The sequence below is a fragment of the Haladaptatus sp. QDMS2 genome (assembly GCF_029338295.1).
Classification (GTDB): Archaea; Halobacteriota; Halobacteria; order Halobacteriales; family Halococcaceae; genus QDMS2.
Window position 1 is genome coordinate 2,353,364 of the sequence record NZ_CP119791.1, and the last position, 13,567, is coordinate 2,366,930.

Below are 13,567 nucleotides of genomic sequence, written 5' to 3' on the forward strand. Positions count from 1 at the left end.
ATTACTTTTCGCGGACCAGTCCGTAGACGAGACCCATCATCCCGCCGTAGGTCGCCCAGCTAAACAGGGCAATTGGGTCCACGAGGGGAGTCGCGGTGGGGTAACCGAGGATGGCGAGCCACCCGGGGACGAAGAGACTCCAGAACATGAGACCGACGACGATGCCGTATCCCTGTCCGAGTGCGAACAGCGTCACGCCCAGTGCGGAGCGACTGAGCAGGGGGACGAGGAGCTTCTGGAGGACGGTGCTCTGACTGGAGAGCATGATGACCTTGTTGACGAACGCGTTCACCGACCCGGAGACGAAGGCAACGAACGGAATCCCGAGGAGGATGCCGTAGCCGAACAGCGCGAGCCAGCCGCCGTTGAGCGAGGCCATGCCCACGGTGGCGCCGATCTCGCGGATGGCGTCGGGGTTCCAGAGCTGGAGAATCAACCCGCCCTGAAACGCCCCGAACAGCCCACCCGCGACGATGGCCTCGAACTGCTCGCCAGTGATTGCGACCGAAGACCGGAGGTTCTCGTACATGGCCTCTCGTTCGATATATCGGTGGAAAAGTCTCGTGCAGTGTGCAGCCGGGTGTTTAAATATGCCCCGGTCACAGAGTGCGAGCAGGCCGAATTGACATGCGTAATACCATTTAATTCATTAGAATGAAACCAGGTAAGTTACTAATTCAAACCTGTTGTCATAAAGGACCGTGCTAACCCGGGGAAACTATCAGGTGGAAAACTGGCTTTCTGCAAGGTACGTGACGGCAGGTCACGGTGTGGGCGACCGAGCTGCCACGGGCTGTGCGGGCCGTTCCCGATTATCCAGCGACGATCGATGGAAGTCGGGATGGTCCACAGGCCCGTGTGTTGTGATGTCACCCCAACGTTGCCCTGCAGCGTGAGGACACACCCATCCCGTCGTCATCCTCGTGATACCCATGTACAGAAAAGCACTTCTGGCAAAAGGAATGAGCGCATCGTTCGGAACCCTCCTGCTCGTGGGAGCCCTCGTCATGGCGACGGGTACGGCTTACGCAGCACCCCTCGCAGGCATCGGCGGCTTTACGATTCAGGCAGAGGAGATTCGAGCTGACTCGGCCGTCATCTACCCTGGCGCTGACGACACCAGCGAACAGGGAGCCTACCCGATGGCCGTCGTCGAGCAGAAAGGCGTGGAAATTGAAGGACTGAAACTCATCAAAGAACTCGAAGTCGACTCGCTTCCCGGACTCAGCGGGAACGCGCGTATCGTGATGACGTCGAGTGAGACAGTCGAAGCCGACCAGCAACTCATCAAGGTGAGTAACATCCAGGCCGAGCAGGCGACGTTCAACCAACAGCTCATCGACGAGCACCACTCGGATGACCCGACCCGTAAGTTCGACATCAAGTCCGGGTCGGCAACCGACGACATCGAAGGTCGGACCGTCTCCATCAACAACGACGGCCCAGCACAGGTGCTGAAGAATGCGAGAATCAACACCCACTACCTCGCGACCAACACCATTAGCCTGCCCGGACTGGAACTCGACGTTCAGTACGACGCAGACGGTGACGGCGAGTACAACGAAAACAGCGGCGACGGCGAATAAGACCCATGACGTCTGAGCAGACCGATACCACAATGATTCCCGGACTGGCCCCCCTCAGACAGCGACACGACCGCTTTACAAACTGGCGCAGCGAGCGACCGTTTGCCGGTGGTGTGCTGTTGATTCTCGCGAGCGCCATCATCGGGTACGTCCCGCTGCAGTTCGCGGGTGAACTCATCTTCATCGGCGGCACGTTCACCATCATCGGGCTAGTGTTCGCGACGTTCGTGTTCCTGTCCGGAGTGGGCGCACTCTCCATGCCGGAGCACTCGACCATCTTCGGCGTGGCGGGTGTGGCACTCTCGATTCTCTCCCTGATGGGCGCCCTCGGCGGCCTGTTCATCGGGATGCTCATCGGCATCGTCGGTGGGAATCTGTGTGTCGCGTGGGACAAAGGCCGCAGAGCCGAGGCTGAGGCATCATCAGATGAACAAACTGCGTAGCGTACTCGCAGTCGTCGCGGCGACGACGCTGCTCGTGAGTGGTGGCGTCGGCTTTCTCGCGACGGACGTTGCGACGGCGGCCCCGGACAACGTCGACGACCGCGAGTCGTTCACCGTGAGCACGGGTCAAATCGACTTAGACGAGAGTGGCGGCCTCATTTGTGCGGAAAAGCAGGCCCCCGACGTGAACAAGGTCACCGTCACGCAGGCGACGATGAAGGACGTGACCATCTACCTGAACGGCGGAGAGATTCAACAGCGCATCGAGATGGACGAGAGCAGAGTGAACCAGTCGCTGGTCATGTACACCAACGGCGAGAACGCGCAGGTGAACCTGCTCGCCACGCTCAACGCGTGTATTCCACTCGACCAGAACTCAGAAACCGTGGTCGAAGCGTACTTCCTGACCGCAGAGTCCCTCGATTCTGACGGGATGGAACTCATCGCCGGCCCGGATGCCGCGAGCGACGCGCCCGAACCGGGTGGTCTCTCACTCCCACCTGGCCTCACGAACAACTCGACGAACTCGAGTTCGGACCCGGTTCCCGACCTCGACAACTCGACCGACGACGTGACCGACACGGTCAACAACACTTCCGACACGATAAACGAGACCATCGACGACCCCGCTGACACTGTCGACGACACGACCGACGTGGTGAACAACACGACGGATGTGGTGGACGACACCACTGACGACGTGACCGACGTGGTGAACAACACGACGGACGACGTCTCAGACACCATCGAGAACCCGACTGAGACGATAGAAAACGGCGTGGACAACACCACCGACACGGTGAACGACACCGTGGACGACCCGGACGGGACGGTCGATGACACGGTCGACAACACCACGGACACGGTGGACGATACGACGGATACGGTGAACGACACGACGGATGGTGCGACTGACACCGTAGACGACACGACAGACGCGGTGAATGAAACCACGAACGACACGACGGACACCGTGGACGAGACGGTGGATGACACGACGGACGCGGTGGACGACACGACCGGTGGAGCGACCAACGATACCACCGACGCCGTAGACGACACCGTGGACGAGACGACTGATGGGGTTGACGACACTGCTGGGACCGTTGACGACACCGTAAACGACACGACGGACACCGTAGACGACACGACCGATACCGTCGAGAACACGACCGACGGGACGACCGACACGGTCGACGATACCGTGGACGACACCACGGACACGCTGAGCGGGACGACGGAGACCGCGTCGCCGACGGAGACGACAGATTCGGGCGGAGAGACGACAGAGACCCAGGGCGACAGCACAGACACCGTGGACGAGACGACTGACGGGGTGACGGATACGGTAGACGACACCACCGATGGACTCGTCACCACGACGGAGAACACGACCGAGAGCGACGACTCGGACGACGGACTGCTGTTGACACTCGGCCAGCAGTCAGACGGGTTGCTCTCGTAGAGTAATCGGGCGGTTCAGTCCGCGGCGGCGTCCGCGTGGCCGCCCGTGTGCATCGCATATTTTCGCGTGATATCGACGAGCGACTTCCGGTAGGCGCTGCTGTCCGGGTCGCGCGCGAGCGTGCGGAACGTTCGTTTGAAGGATTCGACGTCCACGTTCGGCGCGTCAGCAGCAGCGACCCCCGCGAGTTCGTACAGCCGGTGACCCGGACCGATGAGGTCGTGGCGTTCTGCGAGGCCGAGCGCGAAGGCCGCGTTCACGGCCGTGATGTCCGGGTCGGATGCACGCGTGTGGCGGACTGCCCCCGGCATGTCGATGGGACGGTCTGCAACGGCGGTCGCAAGCCCGGCTTCGAGGAAGGCGAGCAGTTTCGTCGCCGGGGCGATATCGAGGGTGATATCGTCGGCGTAGATGTCCTTCATGTGATTGGCAATCTGGTAGCAGTGGGTGAGCTTTCGCTGCTCGACCTGCCGCCCGGTGAACGCGAGAATCAGCGCCTCTGCAGTCGATTGAAGGTGCGAGGGATGGCCCTGTTCGTACCGGTACATGTGGGCGTACTCGTGTAAGACGAGTTCCCGGCCCATCGCGCTCGACGCCGCCTGCCTGGAGATGTTGAGCAGGTGGTGTTCTGCGTAGTGGGCCGTCCACGTGCGTTCGTCGGGGTCGTCACGGACCGCGACGAGGACTGGCCAGTCGAGGTCGTATTCGGTCTCAAAGAGGTACTGCGCCCCGAGAAACGGGTCCTGAGGCACGCCTACGGGCACACGGACATCCATGTGTATACCTACCAAACGACACGGCCGGACAAGACTCTTGTGGGGAATGTTGACATACCGAGCGAAATCGAGCGGTTCACGCGGGTTTCACGCGGTTTGGCGCTCGTTTCGGGTGTTCGCCGGTCGAAGGGGCGAGTCGAGCCGTTCGAGTCGTAAACGAGCGATTGGAGCCTCGTAGTGCCGATTTTCTGGAGAGTTGATGTGTCAACGCTGGCTCGCACGAAACACTATCCTTTTGAACCTCCTGCCGGAAGGTTAGCCCATATGGGCCGACGAAAGAAGATTGTCCAGGAATGTGAACGCCTGATGGACAAGCCGGAGCACATCCGGAACATGGCCATCGCGGCGCACATCGACCACGGCAAAACAACCCTGACCGACAACCTGCTCGCTGGTGCAGGGATGATCTCCAAGGACCTCGCGGGCAAGCAGCTCGCGATGGACACCGGAGAGGACGAACAGGAACGTGGGATTACCATCGACGCGGCAAACGTTTCGATGACCCACGAGTGGGAAGACAAGAACCACCTCATCAACCTCATCGACACCCCAGGCCACGTCGACTTCGGTGGCGACGTGACCCGTGCGATGCGCGCAGTCGACGGTGCGCTCATCGTGGTCGACGCAGTCGAGGGAACGATGCCACAGACCGAGACAGTCGTCCGCCAGGCACTCCGCGAGGGTGTCAAACCGGCACTGTTCATCAACAAGGTCGACCGCCTCATCAACGAACTGCAGGAAGGCCCACAGGAGATGCAACAGCGTCTCCAGAAGGTCATCCGCGAGGTCAACGAACTCATCCGTGGGATGGCAGAGGAGAAATACGAGGAAGAAGGCTGGAAGGTCTCCGTCGAGAACGGGACCGTCGCCTTCGGGTCTGCCCTCTACAACTGGGCAGTCTCCCTCCCATCCATGCAGGAGACCGGCATCGACTTCGGTGACATCATCGACTACAACCAGAACGACAACGTCGACGAGCTCAAAGAGCTCTCGCCGCTTTCGGACGTCGTGCTCGACATGGTCGCGGAGCACTTCCCGAACCCAGTCGAAGCACAGCCACGTCGTATCCCGACCATCTGGCGCGGTGACCCAGAGAGCGAAATCGCGATTCAGATGCGCGACGTCGACGACGACGGCGAAGTCGTCTTCATGGTCACGGACATCTCCATGGACCCACACGCAGGCGAAATCGCATCCGGTCGCCTGTTCTCCGGAACCATCGAGCGCGGTCAGGAGCTCTACGTCTCCGGGACTGCGGGCAAGAACCGCATCCAGTCCGTCGGCCTCTTCATGGGTGGCGAGCGCGAGGAAGTCGAGCGCGTCCCTGCGGGTAACATCGCAGCCGTGACCGGCCTCCGCGACGCCATCGCTGGCTCCACCGTCTCCTCCGTGGAGATGACGCCGTTCGAGTCCATCGAACACATCAGCGAACCCGTCATCACGAAGTCCGTCGAGGCAAAGAGCATGGACGACCTGCCAAAGCTCATCGAGACGCTCCGTCAGGTCTCCAAAGAGGACCCCACCATCCAGATTACCATTAACGAGGACACCGGCGAGCACCTCATCAGTGGGCAGGGTGAGCTCCACCTCGAAGTCATCACGCAGCGTATCGAGCGCAACCAGGGCATCCCAGTCACGACTGGTGAGCCAATCGTCGTCTACCGCGAGAAGCCACGCAAGGCCTCCCAGACGGTCGAGGGCATCTCGCCAAACCGCCACAACCGCTTCTACGTGCGCGTAGAGCCACTCTCGGAAGAGATTGTGGAACTCCTCAAGCTCGGCGAGGCATCCATGGACATGCCGGAACTCGAACGCCGCGAGGCGCTCATGGAAGCCGGAATGGACAAGGACACCGCCCAGAACGTCGAACACATCTACGGGACGAACATCCTCATCGACGACACGAAGGGTATCCAGCACCTGAACGAGACGATGGAACTCGTCATCGAGGGTCTCGAAGAGGCACTCGACGACGGCCCACTCGCGAAGGAGCCGGTCTCGGGCGCACTGTTCCGCCTCGAAGACGCGAAGCTCCACGAGGACGCCATCCACCGCGGTCCAGCACAGGTCATCCCGGCGACGCGTGACGCAATCCACCGGTCGCTCATCGCTGGCGAAGTCTCCCTGCTCGAACCGATTCAGAACGTCCGCATCGATGTTCCGACCGAGCACATGGGTGCGGCATCCGGCGAGATTCAGGGTCGCCGTGGCCGTGTCGACGACATGTACCAGGACGGCGACGTCATGGTCGTCGAAGGCGTCGCCCCAGTGCAGGAGATGATCGGATTCGCTTCCGACATCCGCTCCGCGACGGAAGGTCGCGCCTCCTGGAACACGGAGAACGCAGGCTTCCAGGACATGGCTGACAACCTCCAGCCAGAGACCATCCGCGAAATCCGCGAGCGCAAGGGCATGAAGCTCGAACTGCCCGAGTCGATCAACTACTTCTAGAGCACACCCACTCAGCGGGTGTTTCTCTCTCTATTTCACCGTTCCCGAGCAGCGCGTTCAGCTTTCTGCGGGCGGAGAAGCTTTGATACAGGTCCACCGCCATTTCTCTGGGATGAGCGACGACCCACTCGACGCCGTGGACAAGGGCGTCATCTACGCACTCCAGCAGAATGCGAGAGACGCGACGACGCTCGCCGTCGGCGAGCAATTAGACGTCTCCGCGAGCACGATTCGCAACCGCATCGAACGCCTCGAAGCCTAGGGCGTCATCACCGGCTATCACGCCATGGTGGACTACGAGAAGGCTGGTTTCCCACTGCACGTCCTCCTCGTGTGCACGGCGGAGTTAGACGACCGAAACCAACTGGCGCTGGCGGCACTCAAGATACCGGGCGTAGTGAACGTTCGTGAGTTCATGGTTGGCGAGGGCAACGTCCGGGTCGAAGCCATCGGCACGTCGAACGACGACATCACGCGCATCGCCCGGGAACTGGCGAGTCTCGGACTGCGCATCTCTGAGGAGATTCTGCTGCGCGCACAGTACGTCTCACCATTCGAGGCGTTCAACCCGGAATTCGAAGAATAGTGCGAATTTCGCAACGTCTACTGGTTTCTTTTGTGAAAAAAGTAGCCTAGGAGAGTGCGAATACAGCAATATTTATCAGTCATTCCGGCTATCACTCAATTGCCGGAGTTCGGTGTTCTCAGGGTAGGTCGCATCGCTCCCGGACAATGTCACACGGGGTTCTATACGAAGTCCGGCATCCGAGTCCCAGTGGGGACAGGGACTCGTTCTCGCACGAGTGGGAGGACTCGTGCGGGTCGACTTTACGTGGATTCGAACGGCGAGTTGCAACCATCGAGGGACGGCCTCACGTCGAAAGAGACGACAGGACAGAGACCTGCTCACCAGTTGCGTGTTACATCAGGCTTTTATCGTCGCACGAGTGAGAAAGACGCATGATTCAGGCCTTTCACATCGAACACGGTTCGATGGTCCGCTCTCGCGCGGCTTGCGCCTCACCGATGGTGTTCGTCGGGTGGTCAGATGAGTGAGCAAGCGACGACCGACGGCGGGCAGTACACACGGGCCTACATCGTGCGGCTCGAACTCAACGATGAGCCCGGCGAACTTCTCTCTGCGCTCGGCCCAATCGCCGAGAACGGGGGAAACCTGCTCTCGATCTTTCACGAGCGCGGGTCGATTACCCCTCGTGGGCGCATCCCGGTCGAGGTAGATTTCGAAGCGACCGAAGAGCGATTCGAGACCATCGTGTCGGAGCTGCGTGCGAACGGCGTGAACGTCACGCAGGCGGGACCAGAACGCTATGGCGAGGAGATGAACATCGTGCTCATCGGCCACCTCGTCGAGACGGACCTCTCCGACACGCTCTCGCGCTTAGAAGAGTGTACGAGTGCGTCGGTGGCAGACGTCTCGCTGACCGCGCCCAACGGTACCGACGAGGTGTCCTGTGCCCGGATTCGCCTCGCGACCCAGCGTGGCAAAGCGGAGTACGTCCTCGAAGTGGTGCGCGAGATGGCAGCCGAAAAGGAATTAGAGGTCGTCGAACCGCTCCTCGAAGGAGGTGACGCATGAAACTCGCCATCCTCGGTGCGGGCGCTGTCGGGCGCTCGGTGGCCGAATTGGCCGACGAGTACGGCCACACGGTGACGGCCCTCGCAGATTCCCAGAGCGCGGCCATCGACCCCGCTGGCATCGACATCGACGGGGCACTCGACCGGAAATCCCGCGGCAAGCAGGTCGGCAACGACGATCCTGATGCGGTGCTCGCGGGTGAGTACGACGTGCTCGTCGAGGCGACGCCGACGACGCTCGGCGACGCGGAACCCGGCTTCAGCCACCTCCGGGCGGCCCTCGAAGCCGACCGACACGTCGTGCTCGCGAATAAGGGCCCGGTGGCAGAGCGCTACGCGGACGTGCGCGCCCTCGAACGCGAGAGCGCGGGTGACGTGCTGTTCGAGGCCACCGTCGGTGGCGCGATTCCCGTGCTCTCGACGATTGCGGACATGGGACCGCGAAACATCACCGCCGCTCGCGGCGTGCTGAACGGGACGGCGAACTTCATCCTCACGCGCATGGCCGCGGAGGGCCTCGGCTACGAACACGTCCTCGCAGAGGCCCAGGACCTCGGCGTGGCAGAGGCAGACCCAACCTTCGACGTGGAGGGCACTGACGCGGCACTCAAGTGCGTCATCCTCGCGAACGTCCTCGCCCAGGGTGACCGCGAGTTCACGCTCGCGGACGCCGACGTGAAGGGCATCTCCTCGATTCCGCCAAGCGCCCTCGACCTCGCCGCCGAAGACGGTCAGACGATTCGGCTCATCGGCGAGGTGTCTGGTGAATCCGTGCGCGTGGGCCCGCGGCTGGTTTCCGAGCACGGCGCGCTCGCCGTGGCCGGCACCCGCAACATCGTCCAGTTCGAGACGAAGCACGCCGGCAGACTGAACATCAGTGGGCGCGGAGCCGGTGGCCCCGAAACGGCGACGGCCATCCTCGCCGACATCGGCCGACTGCGCTAGCATCGAAACCGTGCCATGGGTTGGCAAAACGCCCAACGGCGGCGGTGTGACCCGGATAGCGTTCCGAAATTGTTTTAACCGCAACTCCCAAAAGAACCCGATATAGCGCCTCTGTGCGTGAGATACCAATGAGCGAAGACAAACCGCACCAGAACCTGGCTGTAATCGGCCACGTTGACCACGGAAAGAGTACGTTGGTCGGGCGACTCCTTTACGAGACAGGGAGCGTTCCCGAGCACGTCATCGAACAGCACCGCGAAGAGGCAGAGTCCAAAGGCAAGGGTGGCTTCGAGTTCGCCTACGTGATGGACAACCTCGCCGAAGAGCGCGAACGCGGTGTCACCATCGACATCGCCCACCAGGAATTCGACACCGACGAATACTACTTCACCATCGTCGACTGTCCTGGTCACCGCGACTTCGTCAAGAACATGATCACCGGCGCGTCCCAGGCAGACAACGCCGTCCTCGTCGTCGCCGCAGACGACGGTGTCGCGCCCCAGACCCGCGAGCACGTGTTCCTCGCCCGCACCCTCGGCATCAACGAGCTCATCGTCGCCATCAACAAGATGGACGTCGTCAACTACGGCGAAGACGAGTACAAGGGTGTTGTCAAGGAAGTCAAGAACCTCCTCAAGCAGGTTCGCTTCAACACGGACGACGCGAGCTTCATCCCGATCTCCGCGTTCGAGGGTGACAACATCGCAGAGGAGTCCGAGAACACGCCATGGTACGACGGTGAGACCCTGCTCGAAGCACTCAACTCGCTTCCAGCACCACAGCCACCGACGGACGCACCACTGCGTCTCCCAATCCAGGACGTCTACACCATCTCCGGCATCGGTACGGTCCCCGTCGGCCGTGTCGAGACCGGCACCCTCGACGTCGGCGCGAACGTCTCGTTCCAGCCGTCCGACGTCTCCGGTGAGGTCAAGACCATCGAGATGCACCACCAGGAAGTGCCACAGGCCGAGCCTGGCGACAACGTCGGGTTCAACGTCCGTGGCATCGGCAAGGACGACATCCGCCGCGGTGACGTCTGTGGTCCTGCAGATGACCCACCGAAGGTCGCAGAGACCTTCCAGGCGCAGATCGTCGTCATGCAGCACCCATCCGTCATCACGGCTGGCTACACGCCGGTCTTCCACGCCCACACGGCGCAGGTCGCGTGTACCATCGAGTCTATCGACCAGAAACTCGACCCAGCCAGTGGCGAGGTCGCAGAGGAGAACCCGGACTTCATCAAGAACGGCGACGCAGCGGTCGTCACCGTTCGCCCACAGAAGCCACTGAGCATCGAGCCGTCCTCCGAGATTCCGGAGCTCGGTTCCTTCGCAATCCGCGACATGGGACAGACCATCGCGGCCGGCAAGGTCCTCTCCGTCAACCAGCGGTAACCTACGATGCAACAAGCACGCGTCCGGCTCGCGGGCACCAGCCCCGTGGACCTCGACAAAATCTGCAGCGACGTCCGCGAAATCGCGGAGAAGACCGGTGTCAACCTCAGCGGCCCCGTGCCGCTGCCAACGAAGACGCTGGAAGTCCCCACCCGCAAATCGCCTGACGGTGAAGGCACGGCGACGTGGGAGCACTGGGAGATGCGCGTCCACAAGCGGCTGATCGACCTGGACGCCGACGAGCGTGCACTCCGTCAGCTGATGCGCATTCAGGTTCCCAACGACGTCAGTATCGAGATCGTTCTCGAAGACTGACTCCGCGCACCCGCGCCTTATTTCGAACACGCACAGAGGGACCAGTTTCCCTCCCCCACGTTGGGATGTGAGCGTGTCACTCACACAGGCAACGGAAAAAACAAGGTTCAAATAACGAACGCGGCTACGTTCATCCGCGCTTCGGGCTTGTAGATCAGCGGCAGATCGCTTCCTTCGCAAGGAAGAGGCCCCGGGTTCAAATCCCGGCAAGTCCACTATTACTTTCGCGACACAACACGACTAGCCCAGCGAGTTGCTGTGTCGCGTAATCATCGTCCGACGAAGCCGGGATTTGAAGCCCTGTGAGTCTCGTTAGCAGAGCGAACGAGACGGCGGCAGAACGTGTTCTGCCGGGAGTCGCAGCATCCGAACGCAGTGAGGATGACCGTCTCACTCCGGGTTCAAATCTTGAAGCGGCGTTCGCCGCTTCAAAGTTCGCACCTCCGCAGGAGGTGCGCACTCCCGGCAAGTCCATTTCCTTCGTTTCACTCAGTCAATGGACTTGCCGTACCTCGCAAACGCTTCGCGTTTGCTCACTCCCCGGCAAGTCCAAATTACTTACTTTGCGACGCCAAATCGACGAGCGTAGCGGCCAGTAGTGGCCAATTGATTAAAGCAAGACACTGCAGTCTAACCCACATACTCGAGCGATGGCACTCGTAATGTTGGGTTTGGCGTTAGGGCTAGCCGCGGTACACATTTTCGCGAGAAAGCTACGGTTTTTCGATGGAGTCCCCCGCAGCTGGTGGCTCTCTGCTGCCGGCGGTGTCTCGGTTTCGTACGTCTTCGTCCATTTACTTCCAGAAATCGTCAAGCATCAAACGCGCGTGGAGAACGAGACGTTGGCCGCACTCGGCTTCGAGCAAGAACTGTTTCTCGTGGGGTTGCTCGGGTTCACCGTTTTTTATGGGCTCGAACGGTGGGCGAGACGAGCGCGCACGCAGGCTATAGAGCATACGATTCATCGGAACGTCCACTCACGAACGCCACCTCGCGTGTTCTGGGTCCATATCGGCTCGTTCACCGTGTACAATCTGCTCATTGGCTACTTGCTCTTTCACCGCGAAGAAACCGGGTTCGTGAATCTCGTGCTGTATTTTATCGCAATGGCGCTTCACCTCGTCGTCAACGACGTTGGCCTCCGAGAACTCCACGAGCGGGCGTACGACCACATTGGGAAGTGGCTGGTTGCAACTGGCGTCATCGTCGGCGGCGTGATTGGAGCGCTCAGTGCGGTCCCCTCGATTCTCGTGAGTCTCTTGCTTGCATTTATAGCCGGCGGCGTCATCCTGAACGTGATTAAAGAAGAATTGCCGGACGAACGACAAAGCCGATTCTGGGCGTTCGCCGTCGGTGCTGGGCTCTATACTGCACTCATGATAGTGGTTTAAAGGGGAGTATCGGATTCGAGATTCGCGCTGGTCGAGTTGTGCAGTGCAGTTATCTCCGCCCGGGACGAGATGTCGTACGTTTACTCGCGGTTACGATGGACAGAACGACGGTAAATATCAATTAACCACAAATAGCAATCGGGACGATTGTCAAAAGCAGAATCAGTGAGTTTCGACCCACATTATCCATGTTGCGTGAGGTTTCACACAACCGTCCAGAGTAATAGTCTGTTTATACTGACAGTTAGTGAATAGTTTTCTTCTCTAGTCGCGTAATTGCACTCTCAGGTGGTAAATACTATGTCAGCAACAGAACCGTCCGCGATGGAGACTGAAACTTCGACCATGCAGGAAGTAAAGCGGGTCGCGTTTTACATTTCGGTGCTGGCGACGCTCGCTGCCTTCCTCATCACGACCGGGGAGCTGTTCTTGCTCCTCGGACTCGGGTTCGTCATCGGTGAGGAACTCGGCATCCACCAACTACACGTGATGGGCATCGCAATTGGCGTGTTCTTCGCGTTCCTCGGCGTGCTGGTACAACTGTACAAGCCCATACGACGGGTCGCGTCGTTCCAGGCGGCCGCGATTCTCCTGCTCATCGCCGCCATCATCTTCACCGTGATTCCGAACGAGACGGCAGTCATCCTCTACCCGTTCGTCGGCGCGTTCATCCTGATGGGCATCCTGCACCCGGCGGGCACGAAGCTCCTCACGGTACGCAACCGGTACAGTCCGGCGGTCCTCGGACTGACGCTGCTCGCGGCGATTCCGCTGCTCGCGTTCGCTGTCGACCAGTTGACCCTGCAAATGTCCGGTGACGAACACGCGCTCATGGGCCACTACGGCATGATGGCGACGGTTAGCCTGACCATCCTCGCCGCGGGCCTGCTTGTGTCGTTCCAGTCGATTGGCTACCGCCTGCTCGGCTGGCTTACCGCGTTCATGACGGCGTACTTCGGGGTGCTCTCAGTGGCGCTCCAGCCTCAGGCGTCGAACGTCGGCGTCCTCTGGGGCGCGCTCGCCATCGTCTGGGCGATCGCGCTCGTCGTCGCGACCGAAATGACCCTTCGCAACCCGGAGTCGGCCTACTTCAACCGCATCCTGGGCGAGCGCGAGGAGACGGTCACGGGCAAGCCTGCCTGAGCGACCCCTTTTGTCGTCGAAATAGCCCCTTATTAGCGACAATCGATTCATTATCATCT

Annotated in this window: 14 protein-coding genes and 1 tRNA gene; 13 read left to right on the forward strand and 2 right to left on the reverse strand. The window is 60.7% G+C overall.

The annotated features are described in order from the left end of the window. Window position 1: 1 nt before the first annotated feature. A complete protein-coding gene (locus tag P1M51_RS12785; RefSeq protein WP_276245558.1) occupies window positions 2-529 on the reverse strand; it encodes a hypothetical protein in 528 nt (175 codons plus the stop codon). 433 nt (window positions 530-962) lie between these two features. Here P1M51_RS12785 and P1M51_RS12790 point away from each other — a divergent pair, with 433 nt between their 5' ends. Genes P1M51_RS12790 through P1M51_RS12800 form a run of 3 tightly spaced genes read left to right on the forward strand, consistent with a single transcriptional unit; the run spans window position 963 to window position 3,494 of the window. Continuing rightward, window positions 963-1,586, forward strand: a complete 624-nt coding sequence (locus P1M51_RS12790) for a DUF6230 family protein (protein WP_276245559.1) — start codon at window positions 963-965, stop codon at window positions 1,584-1,586. Between the two features lie 5 nt (window positions 1,587-1,591). Then, on the forward strand, window positions 1,592-2,029 hold the full coding sequence (locus tag P1M51_RS12795; RefSeq protein WP_276274568.1) for a DUF6114 domain-containing protein: 438 nt from the start codon (window positions 1,592-1,594) through the stop codon (window positions 2,027-2,029). Beyond that, window positions 2,013-3,494: a hypothetical protein gene (locus P1M51_RS12800; protein WP_276274569.1), complete on the forward strand. Its 1,482-nt coding sequence runs from the start codon at window positions 2,013-2,015 to the stop codon at window positions 3,492-3,494. Before P1M51_RS12795 ends, P1M51_RS12800 begins: the two co-directional genes overlap by 17 nt. Before the next feature lie 14 nt (window positions 3,495-3,508). Here P1M51_RS12800 and P1M51_RS12805 read toward each other — a convergent pair whose 3' ends face one another. Then, window positions 3,509-4,270, reverse strand: coding sequence for a DUF5781 family protein (locus P1M51_RS12805; protein ID WP_276245562.1), 762 nt, complete (start codon window positions 4,268-4,270; stop codon window positions 3,509-3,511). Between the two features lie 264 nt (window positions 4,271-4,534). Between P1M51_RS12805 and P1M51_RS12810 the strand changes: the two genes are divergently transcribed. From P1M51_RS12810 to P1M51_RS12855, 10 genes are all read left to right on the forward strand, one after another. Continuing rightward, a complete protein-coding gene (locus tag P1M51_RS12810) occupies window positions 4,535-6,721 on the forward strand; it encodes an elongation factor EF-2 (protein ID WP_276245563.1) in 2,187 nt (728 codons plus the stop codon). 112 nt (window positions 6,722-6,833) lie between these two features. After that, window positions 6,834-6,983, forward strand: coding sequence for an AsnC family transcriptional regulator (locus P1M51_RS12815; protein WP_276245564.1), 150 nt, complete (start codon window positions 6,834-6,836; stop codon window positions 6,981-6,983). A gap of 24 nt (window positions 6,984-7,007) precedes the next feature. Further along, window positions 7,008-7,307 carry a hypothetical protein gene (locus tag P1M51_RS12820; protein ID WP_276245565.1) on the forward strand — a complete coding sequence of 100 codons (300 nt, stop codon included), beginning with the start codon at window positions 7,008-7,010 and terminating at the stop codon, window positions 7,305-7,307. Window positions 7,308-7,769: 462 nt separating this feature from the next. Continuing rightward, window positions 7,770-8,318 (forward strand): amino acid-binding protein, encoded by a 549-nt coding sequence (locus P1M51_RS12825; protein ID WP_276245566.1) that lies wholly within the window; start codon window positions 7,770-7,772, stop codon window positions 8,316-8,318. Further along, window positions 8,315-9,262 carry a homoserine dehydrogenase gene (locus tag P1M51_RS12830; RefSeq protein ID WP_276245567.1) on the forward strand — a complete coding sequence of 316 codons (948 nt, stop codon included), beginning with the start codon at window positions 8,315-8,317 and terminating at the stop codon, window positions 9,260-9,262. Before P1M51_RS12825 ends, P1M51_RS12830 begins: the two co-directional genes overlap by 4 nt. Before the next feature lie 128 nt (window positions 9,263-9,390). Next, window positions 9,391-10,659 (forward strand): translation elongation factor EF-1 subunit alpha, encoded by a 1,269-nt coding sequence (gene tuf, locus P1M51_RS12835; protein ID WP_276245568.1) that lies wholly within the window; start codon window positions 9,391-9,393, stop codon window positions 10,657-10,659. A gap of 6 nt (window positions 10,660-10,665) precedes the next feature. Continuing rightward, window positions 10,666-10,974: a 30S ribosomal protein S10 gene (rpsJ, locus tag P1M51_RS12840; protein WP_276245569.1), complete on the forward strand. Its 309-nt coding sequence runs from the start codon at window positions 10,666-10,668 to the stop codon at window positions 10,972-10,974. A gap of 143 nt (window positions 10,975-11,117) precedes the next feature. Beyond that, window positions 11,118-11,189, forward strand: a tRNA-Ala gene (locus P1M51_RS12845). 612 nt (window positions 11,190-11,801) lie between these two features. Beyond that, the gene (locus P1M51_RS12850) at window positions 11,802-12,365 is read left to right on the forward strand and encodes a hypothetical protein (RefSeq protein ID WP_276245570.1); all 564 of its coding nucleotides are present in this window, start codon (window positions 11,802-11,804) and stop codon (window positions 12,363-12,365) included. A gap of 300 nt (window positions 12,366-12,665) precedes the next feature. Further along, complete coding sequence (locus tag P1M51_RS12855; RefSeq protein WP_276245571.1) at window positions 12,666-13,508, forward strand: hypothetical protein; 843 nt, start codon at window positions 12,666-12,668, stop codon at window positions 13,506-13,508. Window positions 13,509-13,567 lie beyond the last annotated feature (59 nt).

What these genes read in the sequence shown, in the direction of transcription:
- P1M51_RS12810 (WP_276245563.1), top strand. Translation starts at nt 4,535, where the DNA reads ATGGGCCGACGAAAGAAGATTGTCCAGGAATGTGAACGCCTGATGGAC.
- P1M51_RS12800 (WP_276274569.1), top strand. Translation starts at nt 2,013, where the DNA reads ATGAACAAACTGCGTAGCGTACTCGCAGTCGTCGCGGCGACGACGCTG.
- P1M51_RS12830 (WP_276245567.1), top strand. Translation starts at nt 8,315, where the DNA reads ATGAAACTCGCCATCCTCGGTGCGGGCGCTGTCGGGCGCTCGGTGGCC.
- P1M51_RS12855 (WP_276245571.1), top strand. Translation starts at nt 12,666, where the DNA reads ATGTCAGCAACAGAACCGTCCGCGATGGAGACTGAAACTTCGACCATG.
- P1M51_RS12825 (WP_276245566.1), top strand. Translation starts at nt 7,770, where the DNA reads ATGAGTGAGCAAGCGACGACCGACGGCGGGCAGTACACACGGGCCTAC.
- P1M51_RS12795 (WP_276274568.1), top strand. Translation starts at nt 1,592, where the DNA reads ATGACGTCTGAGCAGACCGATACCACAATGATTCCCGGACTGGCCCCC.
- P1M51_RS12820 (WP_276245565.1), top strand. Translation starts at nt 7,008, where the DNA reads ATGGTGGACTACGAGAAGGCTGGTTTCCCACTGCACGTCCTCCTCGTG.
- P1M51_RS12815 (WP_276245564.1), top strand. Translation starts at nt 6,834, where the DNA reads ATGAGCGACGACCCACTCGACGCCGTGGACAAGGGCGTCATCTACGCA.
- tuf (WP_276245568.1), top strand. Translation starts at nt 9,391, where the DNA reads ATGAGCGAAGACAAACCGCACCAGAACCTGGCTGTAATCGGCCACGTT.
- rpsJ (WP_276245569.1), top strand. Translation starts at nt 10,666, where the DNA reads ATGCAACAAGCACGCGTCCGGCTCGCGGGCACCAGCCCCGTGGACCTC.
- P1M51_RS12805 (WP_276245562.1), bottom strand. Translation starts at nt 4,270, where the DNA reads ATGGATGTCCGTGTGCCCGTAGGCGTGCCTCAGGACCCGTTTCTCGGG.
- P1M51_RS12790 (WP_276245559.1), top strand. Translation starts at nt 963, where the DNA reads ATGAGCGCATCGTTCGGAACCCTCCTGCTCGTGGGAGCCCTCGTCATG.
- P1M51_RS12785 (WP_276245558.1), bottom strand. Translation starts at nt 529, where the DNA reads ATGTACGAGAACCTCCGGTCTTCGGTCGCAATCACTGGCGAGCAGTTC.